The sequence below is a fragment of the Psychrobacter cryohalolentis K5 genome (assembly GCF_000013905.1).
Classification (GTDB): domain Bacteria; phylum Pseudomonadota; class Gammaproteobacteria; order Pseudomonadales; family Moraxellaceae; genus Psychrobacter; species Psychrobacter cryohalolentis.
The window spans coordinates 1,890,060-1,908,184 of sequence record NC_007969.1 but is presented as its reverse complement, the minus strand read 5'-3'; the positions used below and the strand labels follow the sequence as shown (position 1 = coordinate 1,908,184).

16 protein-coding genes are annotated in these 18,125 nt (G+C 43.8%); 8 read left to right on the top strand and 8 right to left on the bottom strand.

Going from position 1 to position 18,125, the window contains the following annotated elements:
* The first annotated feature begins 119 nt into the window (after positions 1–119).
* The 3 genes from phhA to nhaC all read left to right on the top strand — a co-directional run bounded on the left by phhA (position 120) and on the right by nhaC (position 2,949).
* A complete protein-coding gene (gene phhA, locus PCRYO_RS07915) occupies positions 120–995 on the top strand; it encodes a phenylalanine 4-monooxygenase (RefSeq protein WP_011513883.1) in 876 nt (291 codons plus the stop codon).
* Positions 996–1,090: 95 nt separating this feature from the next.
* Complete coding sequence (locus PCRYO_RS07910; RefSeq protein WP_011513882.1) at positions 1,091–1,432, top strand: 4a-hydroxytetrahydrobiopterin dehydratase; 342 nt, start codon at positions 1,091–1,093, stop codon at positions 1,430–1,432.
* Positions 1,433–1,524: 92 nt separating this feature from the next.
* Positions 1,525–2,949, top strand: a complete 1,425-nt coding sequence (gene nhaC / locus PCRYO_RS07905) for a Na+/H+ antiporter NhaC (RefSeq protein WP_011513881.1) — start codon at positions 1,525–1,527, stop codon at positions 2,947–2,949.
* Positions 2,950–2,981: 32 nt separating this feature from the next.
* Here nhaC and PCRYO_RS07900 read toward each other — a convergent pair whose 3' ends face one another.
* The gene (locus PCRYO_RS07900) at positions 2,982–3,902 is read right to left on the bottom strand and encodes a LysR family transcriptional regulator (protein ID WP_011513880.1); all 921 of its coding nucleotides are present in this window, start codon (positions 3,900–3,902) and stop codon (positions 2,982–2,984) included.
* Positions 3,903–4,146: 244 nt separating this feature from the next.
* Here PCRYO_RS07900 and speB point away from each other — a divergent pair, with 244 nt between their 5' ends.
* From speB to PCRYO_RS13085, 4 genes are all read left to right on the top strand, one after another.
* Entirely contained in the window at positions 4,147–5,115 is a 969-nt protein-coding gene (speB, locus tag PCRYO_RS07895; RefSeq protein WP_011513879.1) for an agmatinase, read from the top strand.
* 121 nt (positions 5,116–5,236) lie between these two features.
* A complete protein-coding gene (locus PCRYO_RS07890; RefSeq protein ID WP_011513878.1) occupies positions 5,237–6,979 on the top strand; it encodes a 5-guanidino-2-oxopentanoate decarboxylase in 1,743 nt (580 codons plus the stop codon).
* Positions 6,980–7,114: 135 nt separating this feature from the next.
* Complete coding sequence (locus PCRYO_RS07885; protein WP_011513877.1) at positions 7,115–8,521, top strand: YjiH family protein; 1,407 nt, start codon at positions 7,115–7,117, stop codon at positions 8,519–8,521.
* 177 nt (positions 8,522–8,698) lie between these two features.
* On the top strand, positions 8,699–8,872 hold the full coding sequence (locus PCRYO_RS13085) for an aldehyde dehydrogenase family protein (RefSeq protein WP_228707432.1): 174 nt from the start codon (positions 8,699–8,701) through the stop codon (positions 8,870–8,872).
* A 341-nt stretch (positions 8,873–9,213) separates the two neighbouring features.
* On the opposite strand, the gene PCRYO_RS07880 is transcribed toward PCRYO_RS13085, so the two are convergent.
* From PCRYO_RS07880 to PCRYO_RS07865, 4 genes are all read right to left on the bottom strand, one after another.
* A complete protein-coding gene (locus PCRYO_RS07880; protein WP_011513876.1) occupies positions 9,214–9,822 on the bottom strand; it encodes a nitroreductase family protein in 609 nt (202 codons plus the stop codon).
* 135 nt (positions 9,823–9,957) lie between these two features.
* Positions 9,958–10,668 carry a pirin family protein gene (locus tag PCRYO_RS07875; protein WP_011513875.1) on the bottom strand — a complete coding sequence of 237 codons (711 nt, stop codon included), beginning with the start codon at positions 10,666–10,668 and terminating at the stop codon, positions 9,958–9,960.
* Positions 10,669–10,907: 239 nt separating this feature from the next.
* On the bottom strand, positions 10,908–11,630 hold the full coding sequence (locus tag PCRYO_RS07870; RefSeq protein WP_011513874.1) for a YoaK family protein: 723 nt from the start codon (positions 11,628–11,630) through the stop codon (positions 10,908–10,910).
* Positions 11,631–11,707: 77 nt separating this feature from the next.
* Entirely contained in the window at positions 11,708–12,097 is a 390-nt protein-coding gene (locus tag PCRYO_RS07865; protein WP_011513873.1) for a DoxX family protein, read from the bottom strand.
* A gap of 150 nt (positions 12,098–12,247) precedes the next feature.
* Here PCRYO_RS07865 and PCRYO_RS07860 point away from each other — a divergent pair, with 150 nt between their 5' ends.
* Positions 12,248–13,153, top strand: a complete 906-nt coding sequence (locus PCRYO_RS07860) for a LysR family transcriptional regulator (RefSeq protein WP_011513872.1) — start codon at positions 12,248–12,250, stop codon at positions 13,151–13,153.
* Positions 13,154–13,621: 468 nt separating this feature from the next.
* On the opposite strand, the gene PCRYO_RS07855 is transcribed toward PCRYO_RS07860, so the two are convergent.
* From PCRYO_RS07855 to PCRYO_RS07845, 3 genes are read right to left on the bottom strand one after another with little or no spacing between them, the layout of a single operon-like run.
* Positions 13,622–14,680: a CaiB/BaiF CoA transferase family protein gene (locus PCRYO_RS07855; protein ID WP_011513871.1), complete on the bottom strand. Its 1,059-nt coding sequence runs from the start codon at positions 14,678–14,680 to the stop codon at positions 13,622–13,624.
* Entirely contained in the window at positions 14,673–16,859 is a 2,187-nt protein-coding gene (locus tag PCRYO_RS07850; RefSeq protein ID WP_011513870.1) for a 3-hydroxyacyl-CoA dehydrogenase NAD-binding domain-containing protein, read from the bottom strand. Before PCRYO_RS07850 ends, PCRYO_RS07855 begins: the two co-directional genes overlap by 8 nt.
* Before the next feature lie 56 nt (positions 16,860–16,915).
* Positions 16,916–18,124 carry an acetyl-CoA C-acetyltransferase gene (locus PCRYO_RS07845; protein WP_011513869.1) on the bottom strand — a complete coding sequence of 403 codons (1,209 nt, stop codon included), beginning with the start codon at positions 18,122–18,124 and terminating at the stop codon, positions 16,916–16,918.
* Position 18,125: the final 1 nt, after the last annotated feature.

Sequence of the window (18,125 nt, the reverse complement as noted above, 5' to 3'; positions counted from 1 at the left end):
CTTATTACCTTTGTTACTCGGCTATTAATAATAAACGTTAAAAGCGAGGCAGACAAAGTGAATAAAGCAAATGACTGATACCAAGGTATTGGACTCATTGCAATATAAGGAAACTAGGCATGGAAAGCCGTCACCAGACAACTGCGTACATAAAGCCTCTCAGTAGCAATTCGTTAAGCACTGAAGCTTCTACTCATCATTTAACTCAGAAGAAGCAACCTTACGTATCGCGCCAGCCAGATAATCATGGTCATATTCATTATAGTGACGATGAAAACGCGATGTGGCAAGCACTGCTTGAACGTCAAGCCAAGCAAATACCCAATCGTGCCAGTTCAGCCTATCTTGAGGGTTTAGAGAAACTCAAGCTACCAGCAACGCATATTCCGCAACTACAAGATATTGATGAAGTATTGCAAGCCAGTACTGGTTGGCAAACCGCTGCTGTACCGGCGTTAATCAGCTTCGGTAAATTCTTCAAACTCTTAGCTGATAAACGCTTTCCGGTTGCGACCTTTATCCGCCGCTTTGATGATATGGACTATATCGAAGAGCCAGATATTTTTCATGAAATCGTCGGGCATTGTCCGCTGCTGACCCATCCTGCTTTTGCAACTTTTAATGAGACTTATGGCAAGCTTGGTCTCAATGCGACTAAGCAAGAGCGTCTTTATTTAGCACGCCTGTATTGGTTCACCATCGAATTTGGTCTAATGGGCGCGACCAAAGAAACCCGCAAGATTTATGGTGGCGGCATTTTAAGCTCACCGTCTGAAACCATCTATGCCCTAAGCGATGATCCGGACTGTCGTGCGTTTGATTTGATTGACGTATTGCGCACGCCTTACCGTATTGATCAAATTCAGCCTATCTATTATGCAATTGACGATTTGGATACGTTATTTGATATCGTGAATAGCGACATTATGGGCGCTGTAAAAAAGGCGATGAGCTTAGGATTGTTTGAGCCAACATATGCTATTAAGACGGCTTAATAGATAGTGCATTTTTTATAAGTAGTAAAAGAACCAACGTCAACACGGACGTACATTCATTAAAAAACCAATAGTTAATATAAAAGGATATTATCATGACGACATTATCACAAGCCAGCTGTGAAGCCTGCCGTATTGGCGCACCGACAGTCAGCGACAGCGAAGCAACAGAGTTATTACAACAAATTCCAGAGTGGACGTTGATTGAAATCGATGGCATCAAGCAATTACAGCGCCAATATAAATTTAAGAACTTTGTTTTAGCAATGGCATTTGCCAATGAGCTTGCTGAGATTTCTGAGGCAGAAGGGCATCATCCGGGCATATTGGTAGAGTGGGGCAAGGCGACGGTCACTTGGTGGTCGCACAGTATTAAAGGTTTGCATCGCAATGACTTTGTCATGGCAGCCAAGACCGACAGCTTGCTCACCAAATAATCAGAGTAGCAATACTGCTAGCAACTGATTAAACTTGTCACCCTAAAATCAAACCCTGTTGCCAGACTCTACTGGCACTCTAAGGATGTGTGATGCCTCCAAAAATTCTAACCCAAATCTCACCGCAACTGGCATTTATGATTTCAGCCATTGTCATTGCTATCATGGGCGTTACCATGATTGGCTTTGGCTGGGTACCGCATTTATCATTGATCCTCGCTATCTGTGTCCTGCTAGGCATTGGTATATTTAAAGGATTAAGTTTTGATGACATGCAAGCGCAAATGGCATCCGGCGTTATGCGCGGTATTGGTGCGATCTATTTATTCTTCTTTATCGGTTTGATGGTCGCCGCCTTAATGATGTCTGGTGCCATCCCAACGCTGATGTATTTCGGTTTTGAGCTGATATCTCCGCAGTATTATTATATCTCCGCCTTTGTATTGACCTCTATTATTGGTATTGCTTTGGGCAGTAGTTTGACGACTGCTGCGACGCTTGGCGTGGCTTTCATTGGTATGAGTGATGCCTTTGATGCTAACGTTGCGATAGCGGCAGGCGCTGTGGTATCAGGGGCGTTTTTTGGTGATAAAATGTCGCCATTATCAGACACTTGTACCATTGCTTCAGCGGTTGTAGGCATCGATTTGTTCGAGCATATACGCAATATGATGTATACTACAGTGCCGGCATGGATATTAACGGTTATATTATTTTGGTTTTTCTCAGGACAGACAGCTGGCTCAGATTTAAGTCAAGTAACGGTGCTAAAAGGACAATTGATTGACAGTGGTTTGGTACATGGTTATGCGGTATTACCATTTGTGGTCTTGATTGCGCTGGCTCTATTTCGAGTTAATGCCATTTACACCATTATTTGTACCATTGCTGTGGCAATTATCATTACTTATATGCATAGCACGCCAAACGTTGGGCAGTTGGGCGGTTATTTCTTTGCAGGTTATACACCCGCAGAGTCATTGGAGCTTGGTGAAGTGGGCGGTATGCTGTCGCGTGGCGGTGTGCAAAGTATGTTCTTTACTCAAGCGATTGTGATATTGGCGCTGAGTTTAGGCGGATTGCTGACGGCGTTGGGTATCTTGCCAGCATTGTTATCTGGTATTAAAGACAGTTTAACGACAGCAGGACGCGCCATTTTTGCCGCTGCCATGTCAGCACTCAGTATCAATGTCCTTATCGGTGAGCAGTATTTGAGTATTCTTTTATCGGGTACGGCATTTCGTCCGACGTTTGAGCGCTTGAACTTGCATCCAAAAAATCTATCACGCACCATTGAAGATGCCGGTACAGTGATCAATCCACTTGTACCATGGAGTGTGTGCGGTGTGTTTATCAGTCAAGCGTTAGGCGTACCAGTGCTTGATTATCTACCTTATGCGTTCTTCTGCTATTTATCATTGCTACTGACGATATTGTTTGGCTTTACAGGGATAACGATTACGCGTAAAGATGGGTCTAGCGTCCGTAAGCATCAAAAAGCGCAATCAGTTAATTAAATAACGGCTACATAAACCCCTTTAAAGAATATTCATTCTTTAAAGGGGTTTTTTCGTAATAGGCTAATCATCTGCTCTAAAAAATCAGCGACGTGCTTATGAAGGTTTTCTCGATAAGCCCAATGATGCTTGACCTCGTAACTTGCCTCATTGGGCAGTAGTATTTTCATCATCCCCATCTCTTCATAACGCTTTGCCAAATCATTGGGCAAGTAGCCGACATGATGACCTGCCAAAATTAATTGCGCGGTCGCCTCCATATGGTAAGTGGTGGCGCTTAACGTTTTTGGGCGGACATGATTGATACTCAAATCAGTAATATAGCCTCGTTTTATCCATGGATAGTTTTGTTCCAAACCCTCAAAGGTTAACCCTTCCGCCTCATAAAATAGCTGATGCTCACGTCCACAGCAAACCACTTGCTTTTCGATAAATGCTGGCTGGAAAGTTAATAGGGGTGGGAAGCTACCAAAATATCCCACGCCAATATCACTTTCATTACTTAAAAGCTTATCAAGCATACTCTCAGGGCTTTGCACATCGATAGAAAAATGTATTAATGGATTATTACGATAGCTTGCTGCTAAGCACTGACGTAACGCATCATAAAAAACCGTTGGCATCTGATCGATCAAACATAATCGAATATGACCGCCACGCACCGAATCTAATTGGCGAATATAATGCAATTGATGCTGAAAGCTGGCCACTGCTTCATTAAAGCTTAAGCAAGCCTCGTAAACCGCTGCCCCATCTTCGGTGAGCTTAAAACCCGCGCGTCCACGATGACAGAGCGTCATACCCAAGCGGTCTTCTAAATGGGTCAAATGACCGCTGATGACAGACGGCGTGACATTTAAGCGTGACTGCGCGGCGGTCACACCTTGACACTCTACGATGGCCATAAAGCTCCGCAGGGTTTTGATGTCAATTTTTATCAATTCATCTAGCATCGAAAGTCATGTCCCCGTATCTATTGTCTTAACCGATTTTTTTATAAAACTTCTATAAATAACGAATAAATCAAAGTTACTACGAAAAATCAGAAGTTTACTTCTAAATTTTACCATGGTCTCGCCTCTGATATTTAGGTATTGTCAGAGCTATAGAAAAAGTGGCATAGATAAAAAGTAATATAGACAAAAAGTAATATAGACAAATTGTCTGTTTTGACCAATCGATACAAGGATGTAAGTGATGAAATTCAATCAACCATTAAGCGGCAACGATATGCCAAGATTTGGCGGCTTTGCTTCTATGATGCGCCTGCCAACCCAAGCCGATGCTGAAGGACTGGATGTAGCATTCGTTGGGGTGCCTTTAGATATTGGCGCATCAAACCGTAGCGGTGCAAGATTGGGACCACGCCAGATTCGCGATGAATCACGCATGATTCGCCCTTATAACGTCGCCACTCGCGCCGCTCCCTTTGAGTCTTTGCAAGTCGCTGACATTGGCGACGTTCCTATCAATACCTTTAACCTGCTAAAAAGCGTCGATATTATTGAGAAATTCTATACCGATAAAATCGTCAGTCATGGCGCTATTCCTTTAACGTTAGGCGGCGATCATACGATTGCACTGCCTATTTTGCGTGCGCTCGCCAAAAAACATGGCCCTGTTGGTATGGTGCATATCGATGCGCATGCCGATATCAATGATGAAATGTTTGGCGAAAAAATTGCCCATGGTACGCCGTTCCGCCGCGCAGTTGAAGAGAACCTCATCGATGGTAATCGTGTGGTACAAATTGGTTTACGTGGTACGGGTTATAGTGCTGAAGAGTTTGATTGGTCAACCGAGCAAGGTTTTCGCGTAGTGCCTGCTGAAGAATGTTGGTATAAATCGCTGACACCTTTGATGGCAGAAGTGCGCGAAAAATTAGGCGCTGGCCCTGTTTATTTAAGTTTTGATATTGATGGTATTGATCCTGCTTTTGCACCGGGTACGGGAACCGCTGAAATTGGTGGCTTGACGTCAACGCAAGGTATTGAAATCATTCGTGGTATGCGTGGCCTTGATGTGGTCGGTGGTGATTTAGTAGAAGTGTCACCGCCGTATGACCCGTTTGGTAACACCTCGGTACTAGCCGCGAACCTGCTATTTGAGATGCTATGTATTCTACCGGGCGTGCGCTATGACGATAAGGTTAAAGCCATTTATTGAAAATAATTTATAAACCCAAACTGTCCTTTATAGGGAATTAAAGGGCAGTTTGGGTTTAGCTTGGATTTGATATTGAACGACTTATTTAATTGCTATTGAATTTTTTTAGGATGATTAACTCATGACGCATTCTCTACAAACGCCTTCTTCATTGCCAAATTCCGCGCCAACTGCCTCATCTCTAACTTGCGGTGAGCTGCTTGTTCAGTGGTTAGAGTATTATGGGGTGGAGACGGTATTTGGTATTCCGGGCGTACATACGGTCGAGCTATATCGTGGCCTGCCCAATACCGATATTCGCCACGTGACACCGCGTCATGAGCAAGGCGCAGGCTTTATGGCGGATGGTTATTACCGCGCTTCTGGTAAAGTTGGAGTATGCTTTATCATCACCGGTCCCGGCATGACCAACATCATGACGGCGATGGCACAAGCATTGGCGGATTCTATACCGATGCTGGTGATATCTAGCGTCAATAAAGTGCAGCATACCGGCAGCGGTGAAGGGCACTTGCATGAATTGCACGATCAGCAAGGTATGGTCAGTAAGGTTGCGCTCATGAGTAAAACGATTTGGCAGCCTGAGTCATTACCAAAAGTCATCGCTGAAGCTTTTGCGTTATTCAATGGCGCGCGTCCAGGGCCGGTACATATCCAGCTGCCCATTGATGTGATTACCGCCGATGCCAGTCATGTCGCCAAGCCGCCTAAGCTAAATAAGCTAGATGCTTCTCTAAACAGCCAATCTACTAATAATATTTCGACGCAACTACAAGCAAACAAACCGCTACCTCATCCTGCGCAATTGGATTTGATTGTTGAGCAGCTTAAAAGCGCAAAAAATCCAGTATTGCTCTATGGCGGTGGCTGCGTTGATGTTAATCATGACGCACAAAAATTAGCAGAACTTATCGATGCACCGACGTTTTTGACCATCAATGCCAAAGGTTTACTGCCGCCTGCTCATCCGCTGAGTTTGGGTAGCAATCAGTCATTGGATGTTGGTCGCGCTGTCATTAGCGAGGCCGACTTAGTATTGGCGATTGGTACTGAGCTTGGCGAGACTGATTATGACGTCTTTTTTAATGGTGGGTTCCAAATCAATGGCACGCTGATTCGTATCGACTGCGATGCTCAGCAATTACAGCGTCCGTTTAGAGCAGATATTGCGCTATTGTCAGATGCGCAAATGGCTATCAGCGGTTTATGTACGCGCTTAGAAAATCAACCGCTGAATCATCAAGCCGCACCGCGAGTAGCAAAGGTAAAGCAAGCGTTGATAGAAGAAATGACGCCAAATTTTGCTGGTCAAAACGCACTGCTACAGCTGATTCGAGATGAAGTAAAAGACGTCATTTTCGTTGGCGATTCAACCCAGCCTGTTTATAGTGGCAACCTTGGTTTTGAGGCTTTAGCCACGCGTCGATGGTTTAACTCATCGACTGGCTTTGGCACCTTGGGTTATGGTTTGCCTGCCGCGATTGGTGCCATGATTGGCTCAAAAGCGCCGGTTGTGAGTCTGATTGGTGATGGCGGCATTCAGTTTACCATCACAGAACTAATCTGCGCCGCCGAGCTTGATCTACCATTGATTGTGCTGTTATGGAACAACCAAGGTTACGGTGAGATTCGCCGCTATATGGAAGAGGGCGGCCTGCCACTGATCGGGGTCAATATTAAAACCCCGAACTTTGAGCCATTAGCCGCAGGATTTGGTGCCGGTTATCGTCGAATCACAGATAAGCAGCAGCTGCTCGAGGCATTAAAAGAAGACATCAAAGGCAAACAACCGATTATTTATGAGGTTGATGAAGCCGATGAGTTTCTTCTTGAAATGGGCAAGAGTTTTACCTGTTTTAGCTGATGTAATCAAGCATCATTTACATGAAAAATAACTAATAAAACGGCATTCAACTATTTGCTCAATTCGCTAAAACTAGGGATAGGTCAGACAGCGAAGGAAGAAATTTGGCGATCGTCGCCTATCAAGGAGGATTAAATGACGAATTATATCGATAAGTCGCAGCAGCCGATTTTGGGAAATGACCCTGTCGATCTAGAAACGCCGCAAGGGGCGCAGTGGCAAGCATCCATGTGGAAGTTTTTGCTATTTTCAGCGCTGGGTATGGCATTATTTATCATACCTTTTCAGTGGGATGGCAAAATCACCATTTTACTGGGCGTATTAACCGATACCCTGCAAGCAGTGCTGGGAGGTTATGTTGTTTACGCAGTATTGGCAATTGTGACGACATCCTTTATTGGAGCGCTGGCAGTTAAGGTATTAAGACCCAATTTGCACGAAGGCTCTATGTGGGCAAAGCTTTTTGATGTGGACTGGTTTTGGCTTGGCGCGCGCTTTTTGGGCGTTCTGTTTGCATGGATGATTTACCTACAAGTTGGCCCTGAGTTTATTATTAACCGTAATACCGGCAGCGTGATTTTTGAAGACCTGATCCCTATTTTGATTCCTTTGTTCTTTTTTGCCATTTTATCTTTACCGTTTCTGACGGATTTTGGTTTGATGGAATTCTTGGGTACTTTATCCAGCAAAGTGTTTGTTAAATTGTTTAAGTTACCCGGTCGCTCTGCGGTCGATGCGATGTCTTCTTGGTTTGGTGCCGCTTCCATTGGCTTGCTGGTTACCATGCAAGAGTACAATAAAAGCTACTATAGTCTGCGTGAGGCTGCGATTATTGCCACCACATTTTCGGTAACGTCCATCGCCTTTACCTATGTCGTTGCTAAAACCATCGGCGTCGATAATAACTTTGTTTTCTTTTATCTAACCATTGCGTTAACGGGCTTTATTGCCGCTATTATTATGCCGCGTATACCGCCGCTATCGCTAAAACCTGATACTTATCACTCGGGCAAAAGCATGCTGGATGAAGGTATTCCTGCTGAGTACTCTACCTACCAATGGGCGGTCAATCGTGCGGTTACGCGCGCGCATTCTATGCCAAGTTTGGGTAATGTATTCAAACACAGTTTAAAGAATTTGTTTGATATCTACCTTGGCCTCATTCCTGTAATTTTTGCTATCGGTACCATTGGTCTTGGTTTGGCAGAATACACGCCGGTATTTAATTGGCTGTCGGCGCCGCTCGTGCCATTGCTTGAACTATTGCAGATTCCAGAGGCAGCAGAGGCAGCTCCAGCGATGATTATGGGCTTTGCCGATATGTATCTGCCTGCTTTGGTCGGTAAAAGTATTGAGAGTGAGATGACAAGGTTTATCGTCGGTGCTGCTTCTATTACCCAGATTATCTATATGTCTGAGGTAGGCGCGCTGATTCTAAAATCAAATATTAAGCTGAATGTGCTAGAGCTGTTTATGATTTTTATTCTGCGCACGCTGATCAGTTTGGTGGTCATTACTACTGTGGCGCATCTGTTGTATTAAAAAATGTGCTTGTGCGTAATGCTATGCCAGCAATCGATTTTGCCTGATTAAAGGTAGCTATTGAAGCGGTAGACCGAAATGATGAGAAAGATACTTATGCATTATATGACCCAAATTTAGGAGAGGTGATTACTACGACCAGACTGAGCGCAGAAGTCCACGTAGATATGGCGGTGGATGTCACTACTCAAGTCTATCGGTCTTACACCCGTTGATATCTGTGCGCTTATTGTCCCGTGGAATTTTCCAATGGTAACCACTGCTTGGAAATTAGCCTTTGCATTGGCTGCAGGCTGTAACGTACTGTTAAAACCTTCTGAGGTGACATTAATCCAAGCAGGTCGTATTTAGATAGATGAGCAAAAAATAGTATTGCCAGAAGCAGGCTGGGGCGGGTTTAAGCAAAGTGGTATTGGTCGAGAGTTAGGCGCAGGTGGTCTATCGGCTTATCAAAAGAGCAAGCATGTCTTGTTACCGCAATAATGCTCAAAATCTGTACACAGAAAAGTCTCCAATAAGGAGGCTTTTTTAAGCCAATACAAAATTATGACAAGCAAGTGGGTTGCTGTGGTAAATACCTTGTAAGCACAATTAAATTAAAAGAATGTCAAAACAATAAAACCGCTAAGATATTTCGATAGCGGTTTTATTGTCTATATTGTGAGCAGCTTAGTATTGAAAACTATGCGATATTAACCAAATACTTTCATGCGCTCTTCGACAGGCTTAAACGTTTTGTCGCCTGCAGGCTGCTCGATAGCACCAAATACCATTTGAGCGTTTAGCGTCCAGTCTTTGTCAATATTCCATGCTTCAGCAACTTTGTCATCGATAATAGGATTATAGTGTTGCAGATTTGCGCCAACGTCGATACTGGCCAAAGCCGTCCAAATAACATACTGATGCATCGCGTTGGTTTGATGTGCCCAAATGGGGAACTTATCTGCATATAACGGCGCGTTTTCTTGCATGCTTTTCACGACACTTTGATTTTCAAAGAACATGATTGTACCTGCACCCGCCTTAAAGCCCGCGATTTTGTCTTTTGTTGATTTAAACTTCTCTTCATCACCAACGATTGCATGTAACGTCTCTTCAGTGATATTCCACAGTTTCTGATGCTCTTCACCAAACAATACGACAACACGCGTCGATTGTGAGTTGAACGACGACGGCGTATGCAAGATTGCATGCTCAACCAACTTAACGACTTCGTCATTCGATACGGGTAATTGATTGCTCAACGCATAGATAGAACGGCGTTTTTCAGCAAGTTGTTGTAAGGTATTTAGGTCTGACATAGTATTTCTCCACATGGTTAATATAAATTGATTCGAACTAATAAATGATCGGTACTATTAATGGTTATATCCAGTATCTACACTTCCAATAATTATCTTTTAGTATAGATAAATTAAAATGCGTTGAAGCGTCCATTAGCTCATTGGTACTTCCATTAGCAATACTTTAGCATCATCGATGACGTCCATCGTAAAGTTCTTAGTATCCCAAACACCAAGGCCATCGCGTGTATCCAAAGTGTTACCGTTTACGACAACTTTACCGCTAATGACAAAGACATAAACACCATTGTTAGGATCTTTTAGCTGATAGGTATGGGTAACACCTTTATCGAAATCACCCATGCTAAACCAAGCATCTTGATGAATCCATACGCCTGCATCGTCAGCATTGGGTGACAATACTTGATTGAACTCATTTGGCTTTAGGATATCGTCCATACGAACTTGCTGATAACGAGGCTCAACGTTCATTTTATTTGGAATAACCCAAATCTGTAGGAACTTCACCTCTTCTTTGTCATCGCCATTCATTTCGCTGTGCGTGATACCAGTACCCGCTGACATGACTTGGATTTCACCGGTTTCGATGATGCCATTATTACCGATGTTATCGCCGTGACCGAGCTTACCGGATAGAGGAATACTGATAATTTCCATATCGCGGTGTGAGTGCTTACCAAAGCCTTGACCACCAATGACGAAGTCATCATTGATGACACGTAGCGCGCCAAAGCCCATACGTTCTGGATTGTGATAATTGGCAAAGCTAAAGGTGTGCTTGCTTTTGAGCCAGCCATGGTTGGCATCGCCACGAGAATCTGCTGCATGATAGATGGTTTTCATAATTTATCCTTAGATATTAATAGGTTAAATGTCTATAAATTTATTATTAATTAACTTGCTTAAACAATGGGTCTATTATAATTGTTGTCAGCTAATAGATAAACAACGTTAAATGCAATTAGCTATTCTTGTTTTTAGAACAATTGGATGGCAGAGATAGCGCCACATATTCATAGTGGAACCATGGATTCTATAACAGGGTCAGTTGCATAAACGGTTGCTATAAGCCCAAAAATCCATTACGCAATATGTTGTAAAAAGTCTCTATCACGCGCCCTAACTGATAGATACAGCACGGGCAAAACAAATAAGCCTACTGCCCAAAAACTTAGCTGCATATATAACAACGCACCCACTAATGCACCTACTAAAAAGCTAGATACCAATACTGAGCTGTGTGCCAGTTTTTTGCGATTGTCCGCTGTGCGACTGACCAAGTAATCGGTCAGATTGATACCCAGTTGCGTAGTATTACCCGTCATCAATACTGTCGGACTCATATGCTTAATCACCGTTTTACTAGCGGTATTGCGAATCGCCAGCGCAATTAAGCCTAATCCACCCGTTATCGCCACGGTTATATCACCAGCATCGACAAAAGGCTGATAGTACAAACCGGCAATCATAAAAGCGGTCAGAAAAAATGCTTCCGCTAAGAATAAATGGCTCAGCGTTAGCTGTTTATTTTTACTATGGTCAATAAATATCTTGGTCACCATGACCGTCAAAATAAATAACGGTAAGGCGGCAAGTTTAATCCATAGACCGGCTTCACCTTTCACCAAGCCACTGCCCGCCATCACCAAGTTACCCGTGACATGTGCGGTGAAGAAACCAAACAAGGTGATAAAACCAATGGTATCAATAGCACCGCCAACTACTGTCAATAACACAGGCGTTTGATGACGCTGCCAAAAACTTGGTAAGTTATCCTTAGATGGGCTGTGAGCGTTAGTTGTCATGATAAGGAGCTGTCATAAGTATAAGTGAGTATAAATACACGTTTAACCATTGTTTTCTTACTTTTAGTTATAGGCAGTTATCTACGCGTGTTGCTGTGATCAATCGAATAAGCGCCTGCACCATGAGCAAAAATCATTAAGAAACCACCTGCTATCGCGATGTTTTTCATAAACGGGTTCATTTGTGATTCATCAATCCAGAACTGATGGAAAAGCAGTGCTGATATAATGTTAAAACCCACGAACAATAACGCAATCAGGCGTGCTTTAAAACCAAGCAAAATAGCAATGCCACCAAATAACTCAAGGGCAATCACCAACGGTAATAGCATACCCGGTACGCCCATCGACTCCATATAACCTTGAGTAGCAGCGTAGCCTGTGATTTTGGTAAAGCCTGAAAAGATAAAAATCATTGATAAAAATAGGCGACCAATTGGGGCGCTAAGCTCTTGTAATTTATCCATAGTAATTCTCCAAAAATGTCACAATGTGGATCTAAATCGTTTGTATGTCGCTAAGTAATGATTATATTTTAATTGTTGACCATGTATAGATAAACCGTAATAATCGCAAATAACAGTTCTTATTTAGAGAACAGTCAAGGAGCATCTTATATGGGACAATTAGAAGACATGGCAATGTTTGTACGCATTGTTGAAGCCGGTAGCATTACCAAGGCTGCCGAACAACTAAATATTGCCAAATCAGCGGTTAGCCGTCGCCTCAAGGATTTAGAGACGCGGTTAGGCAGTCAACTTATTAGCCGCACCACGCGCCAATCCAACTTAACCCAAGCCGGTGAGCAGTATTACCAAAAGGTGAACAATATACTGAGCGAAGTTGACGCCCTAAACGAAGAAACCAGTGGTGCGCCTACGCGTATCGAGGGCATCTTAAAAATGACCGCGCCATTGTCATTTGGCTTGATGCATCTAAATGATGTCATTGATGAATATGCCAATCAGCATCCCAATTTGAACTTTGAGCTCGATTTCTCTGATCGGCATACAGATTTGGTTGAAGAAGGGTTTGAATTGGGGATTCGTATTAGAGAACTGCAGGACTCGAGCTATCAAGCCAAACGTCTGGCGCTAATTCGCTATACCTTATGTGCCAGCCCTGAATATTTGAGTAAAATGGGCACACCAACTACCCTAGAAGATTTTGCCAAGCATGAGTTTTTACAATACGGTCTAAACAAATCCAGCACGATAGAGCTCATAGACGAGCAAGGTAAAAAGCACCAAGTCGCTATCAACTCAAAGATAAAGGTCAATAATGGCGACTTTTTACGAGAAATGGCGGTAAAAGGTCATGGAATCGCTTTTTTGCCCAATTTTATTACTTACAAAACCTTAGCCAGTGGTGCACTTGTGCCCATCATGCAGCAGTATCAATTGCCGACTTTAAATGCTTATGCTGTTTATCCCAAAAACCGATTTTTATCGCAGCGCTGCCGTTATCTAATCGATTTTATCGCTGAGCGTTTTGGCGATGATCCTTATTGGGATCGTTTTTAACTTTGTTTATGCGTTGGTGTTTGTTTTGGCTAAGTTTGTAATGCCTGTATAGATTCGCTTAGAGCAACTTAAAAGGTGTTAAATACTTGCCAATGGCACTGACAACGACTGCTCTTAACTAAAAGAGTAATTATTAGTGGTTATTTTGATGTCTCAAAATGCTTGAATAAAGATAATTAAAAACAACAATGCAAATAATGTTTTAGGTTCATATGCGGTGTCTTATTGCTATCACCGCGATAACTATTACATCCCGTCAAACCTTCTTTGCAAAATTGCAAGACTTCCTCTTTAGTCAAACTTAGATCTGCTTTAACGACGAAGATTTTATATAGCCTTTTGTGTCCATCGTGTCGATACCGCTGCTGCTGATATTTGTAATGTTGGTATCATGAACGATTTTTTCCAACATAAACCTTCTTTGGTTTTTGACGATTAACTTTAACATAGCGTCCTGACTATGTCATTTTACTGCCAGCCTAATGTTGCACCATGCTCATCTTGGTGCGCAAATAAAGGGTGCGCGCGCGCTTCCTCTAGTGTAAGAACTGGCGTAACGCACACATCTGCCGATTCAAAAACCTGCTGCCAGTGAGCAAGACCATATCTGGCAAAGGTATCAGCGACCAATTGCGCCGTTTCTTGGCTGTCTCTGGTATTAGGCATGACACCCATTTGCCAATGTTTAGTTTTGAGCTCAGGTAATTCTAATACGTCACATAACCCTTGCCAAAACTTTAGCTCTAAAGAGCCGACTGCCATATGACGATCATCTGCTGTTTTGTACAAACGATAGCAGGGTAGTAGACCACCTAAAAAATCATGCTCCGGCTTTGGGTTTTTACCAGAGAAGCTTGCAACCAACTTACCAGTTGCTTTTGGCATGACCAGATGCTGATACAAGCTATGGGTCATACTGACCGCAACGTGACGACCTTTACCCGTGCGCTGTGCTGACAACACGGCAGCCAAAAGGGTAATGACTGCCGTATCACTGCCGCCTGCCAAATCTGCAAACTGGATATTAGGCATTGCTTGATCACCATCTGCGGTTTTGAGCTGATCAAGCACGCCGCTCATCGCCATAAAGTTGATGTCATGACCAGCTTTATTAGCCCAATCATGGGTAATGCTCTCGCCATCAACAACGCCATAACCCGTAATCGATACCATGACCAGCTTTGGATTAATAGCATGCAGGGTCTTAGCGTCCAGCCCTATACCTTCAAGCACTTCTGGGCGAAAACTATCAAGCATCACATCGGCATCTTTAAGATGCGTTTTGATTGTTTCAATACCTGCTGAATCACGAAAATCAATTTTTTGAGTCTTTTTACCATGGTTTAACGCGGTGAATAGCTCGCCAAAGGCGCGGGCAGGATCGCCATTAAGCGGTTCAATCTTAATAACATCCGCGCCCAAGTCAGCAAGTAGTCTAGTCGCAAAAGGCCCTGGGAGGTTGCGCGTCAAATCAACAACGCGCAGCCCCTGTAGGCAGTTTTTCATAGCATCAGCTTGATTAGCCATCTATAAACTCCTCACCACTTGAAGCCATATCCACTAATATTTGAGCCGGTTCAAACCGTTTACCATATTTGCTAGCAAGCTCGCGGCTACGTTCAACAAATTTATCAACGCCTACTGAGTTGATAAACTGAAGCGTACCACCTTGGTTCGGTGCAAAGCCCCAACCGAAGATTGAACCTACGTTTGCATCAGCTACCGTACGTACGACGTTTTCCTCGAAACACTTCGCGGTCTCATTGGCTTGCACGTAAAGTAGGCGGTCTACCAAGTCTTGCTGAGTCGGCTGCTCATCTGTTATTGGGTACAGTTCAGTGAGTTCAGACCATAAGTACTTTTCGCCATTTTCTGGATAATCATAGAAGCCTTTAGCAACCTTTTTACCTTCACGGCCAAGTTCTTTGACCATTTTTTCTACCACTGGCATGGCTGGATGCGGTGTAAAGGTTTTGCCTTGCGCTTCTAAGGCACGCTTGGTTTGCTGCATGACATGTAATGATAGGCTTAGTGACACCTCATCTTGCAGTGCGAGTGGCGGCATCGGCATACCAGATTTCATACCAGCCACTTCAATACTACGAGGATGAATACCTTCACTTAACATGGCAATACTTTCTGAGACATAAGTACCAAAGACGCGAGAAGTGTAGAAGCCTCGGCTGTCATTGACAACGATAGGTGTCTTACCGATTTGACCAACATAATCAAAGCCTTTGGCTAACGTTGCATTGTCCGTTTCTTCGCCCACGATAATCTCAACCAATGGCATCTTATCTACTGGCGAGAAGAAATGTAGACCGATAAACTGGTTTGGACGCTTGCTGGCTTTGGCAAGTTCAGTGATAGGCAATGTAGACGTGTTTGACGCATAAACGGCATTTTCTGGAATTACTGCTTCAGCATTACGCGTGCATTCAGCTTTGATGTCTACATCTTCGAATACCGCTTCGATAATTAAATCACAGCCTTCTAAATCGTCGTAAGACGTTGTGGTTTTAATAAGGTCTAACAGTGCTTGTTTTTTCTCTGGTGTTGAACGACCACGGCTGATCGCCTTATCTAGCAACTTAGTAGAATAGTTTTTGCCTTTTTCAGCGCCTTCGATAGCCGTATCTAACAGCACCACTTCCATACCCGCTTTAGCTGAGACGTAAGCGATACCAGCACCCATCATGCCAGCACCAAGTATGCCGACTTTGCTTACTTTAGAACGCTCAAACCCTTCTGGGCGTGACTGACCTTTTTTAATGCTATTTAACTGTGTCCAAAGCGTATTTATCATATTTTTGGACGCGTCTGATAATACACAAGCGACAAAAAAGCGTGATTCGATTTTAAGACCGTTATCGATATCGGTTAGGCAGCCCTCAAATACGCTAGATAAGATATGGGTAATGGCAGGATAATTGCCGTGTGATTTTTGATTTGCCATCGCTGGCGCAATCGAAAATACTTGCACTATTTTAGGATGCTTGCTGTCACCGCCTGGGATTTTAAAGCCTTTTTTGTCCCAAGGTTGCTGCGCTTTTGGATTGTCATTAATCCACGCTTTAGCCTTACTGATAAGCCCATCATTATCATCAGCCACATCATCGATAAGACCAATGTCAACCGCTTGCTGTGGGCGCAGCTCTTTGCCTTGCGTCATCAGCTCAAGAGCTTTTTGAATACCAACCAAGCGTGGCAGACGCTGAGTACCACCGCCACCAGGCAATAGGCCTAGTTTAACTTCAGGTAGACCAAGCTTGGTTTTAGACGCGGTCTTTGGAGAAGAGTCAATAGCGATGCGATAATGACAGGCTAACGCCAGCTCTAAACCGCCACCTAGTGCCGTACCAGTAATGGCAGCAACCACTGGCTTACCTGAAGTTTCAAGTTTACGCAGGCTAGTTTTTAAGTCCTCAACCAAGTCAAACGCTTGCTCAGCAGTTTCAAGAGTGGCCAGTTGGTCAATATCTGCACCAACTACAAAGGTTGATTTACCAGACGTGAGGATCAAACCTTTTGCTTCTTGGTCGTTGACAAAAGCATCCGTCAATTTGGCAAAGGCGTCATTAAAGCCATCACCGATGACATTCATCTTACGATCTGCTTGATCGATAGTAACCGTGATAATACCGTTGTCTGATTCTGCTGAAAAACTGTTTAATTCATTAATGGCATTTACACTGTTTGCGTTCATTCGATATCCTTATTTTCTATGCGTAGGTTTGTCCATATATAGGTAATATTTGAGGCTTAAACACGCTCAATAATGGTAGCAATACCCATACCACCACCGACACATAGGGTAATCATTGCTGTTTTTAGATCGCGGCGCTCAAGCTCATCAAGTACCGTGGTCAGCAGCATCGCGCCTGTCGCACCCAGTGGGTGACCCATAGCGATAGCGCCACCATTGACGTTCACTTTATCAAGCGAGAGACCAAAGTCATCAGCGGTATTAAGCGGCACAGCTGCAAATGCTTCGTTGATTTCCCAAAGGTCGATATCAGCAGCAGTCATACCGGCTTTAGCCAGTGCTTTTTTGCAGGCAGGGGTAGGGCCAGTTAACATGATGGTTGGCTCTGAGCCAATCACAGATGCCATCGTTATTTTAGCGCGTGGTTTTAGACCTGCTTTTTTGCCAGCAGCTTTACTACCCACAAGACACAATGCTGAACCATCAACGATACCCGATGAGTTACCAGCGTGGTGCACATGATTGACGTTTTCAATCGTCGTATATTTATCAAGAATAACGCCATCGAAGCCCATTTTGCCTGACATTATAAATGATGGGTTTAGGCCTGCTAGCGTTTCCACTGAAGTGTTTGGACGAATGGTTTCGTCTGTGTCTAATAGCAATAAACCGTTTAGATCTTTTACGGGAACGACTGACTTATCGTAGTAGCCTTTCCCCCATGCAGCCGCTGCTCTTCTGTGTGATTCTGATGCAAACTCGTCAACGTCTTTACGACTAAAGCCTTTTAGCGTTGCGATGGTATCAGCGCCAACCCCTTGAGGTACGAACTGAACGGCATCGTTTACTCGTGGATCCATATACCAAGCGCCGCCGTCCATACCCATTGGTACACGGCTCATTGACTCAACACCACCGGCGACGACTAAGTCTTCCATACCAGACATGACTTTGGTTGCCGCAAGGTTAATTGACTCGAGACCAGACGCACAAAAGCGTGACAGCGTTAACCCTGCTACGCTCTCATGCCAATCAGCGTCGATAACGGCGATACGTGCGATATCAGAACCCTGCTCACCGACTGGTGTCACACAGCCTAAAATGACGTCGTCTACCAAACTGGTATCTAAATTATGGCGTTGTTGCATCTCTTTTAGTAGCGTGCGAATCAGCCAGATAGGTGACGCCTGATGGAGGGAGCCATCTTTTTTGCCTTTGCCACGTGGGGTGCGAATGGCATCATAGATATAAGCGGTCTGGGTCATA

What these genes read in the sequence shown, in the direction of transcription:
- PCRYO_RS07900 (WP_011513880.1), bottom strand. Translation starts at nt 3,902, where the DNA reads ATGCTAGATGAATTGATAAAAATTGACATCAAAACCCTGCGGAGCTTT.
- PCRYO_RS07860 (WP_011513872.1), top strand. Translation starts at nt 12,248, where the DNA reads ATGGGACAATTAGAAGACATGGCAATGTTTGTACGCATTGTTGAAGCC.
- PCRYO_RS07850 (WP_011513870.1), bottom strand. Translation starts at nt 16,859, where the DNA reads ATGAACGCAAACAGTGTAAATGCCATTAATGAATTAAACAGTTTTTCA.
- PCRYO_RS07855 (WP_011513871.1), bottom strand. Translation starts at nt 14,680, where the DNA reads ATGGCTAATCAAGCTGATGCTATGAAAAACTGCCTACAGGGGCTGCGC.
- PCRYO_RS07845 (WP_011513869.1), bottom strand. Translation starts at nt 18,124, where the DNA reads ATGACCCAGACCGCTTATATCTATGATGCCATTCGCACCCCACGTGGC.
- nhaC (WP_011513881.1), top strand. Translation starts at nt 1,525, where the DNA reads ATGCCTCCAAAAATTCTAACCCAAATCTCACCGCAACTGGCATTTATG.
- PCRYO_RS07870 (WP_011513874.1), bottom strand. Translation starts at nt 11,630, where the DNA reads ATGACAACTAACGCTCACAGCCCATCTAAGGATAACTTACCAAGTTTT.
- PCRYO_RS07865 (WP_011513873.1), bottom strand. Translation starts at nt 12,097, where the DNA reads ATGGATAAATTACAAGAGCTTAGCGCCCCAATTGGTCGCCTATTTTTA.
- PCRYO_RS07890 (WP_011513878.1), top strand. Translation starts at nt 5,237, where the DNA reads ATGACGCATTCTCTACAAACGCCTTCTTCATTGCCAAATTCCGCGCCA.
- PCRYO_RS07875 (WP_011513875.1), bottom strand. Translation starts at nt 10,668, where the DNA reads ATGAAAACCATCTATCATGCAGCAGATTCTCGTGGCGATGCCAACCAT.
- PCRYO_RS13085 (WP_228707432.1), top strand. Translation starts at nt 8,699, where the DNA reads ATGTCACTACTCAAGTCTATCGGTCTTACACCCGTTGATATCTGTGCG.
- phhA (WP_011513883.1), top strand. Translation starts at nt 120, where the DNA reads ATGGAAAGCCGTCACCAGACAACTGCGTACATAAAGCCTCTCAGTAGC.
- PCRYO_RS07880 (WP_011513876.1), bottom strand. Translation starts at nt 9,822, where the DNA reads ATGTCAGACCTAAATACCTTACAACAACTTGCTGAAAAACGCCGTTCT.
- speB (WP_011513879.1), top strand. Translation starts at nt 4,147, where the DNA reads ATGAAATTCAATCAACCATTAAGCGGCAACGATATGCCAAGATTTGGC.
- PCRYO_RS07910 (WP_011513882.1), top strand. Translation starts at nt 1,091, where the DNA reads ATGACGACATTATCACAAGCCAGCTGTGAAGCCTGCCGTATTGGCGCA.
- PCRYO_RS07885 (WP_011513877.1), top strand. Translation starts at nt 7,115, where the DNA reads ATGACGAATTATATCGATAAGTCGCAGCAGCCGATTTTGGGAAATGAC.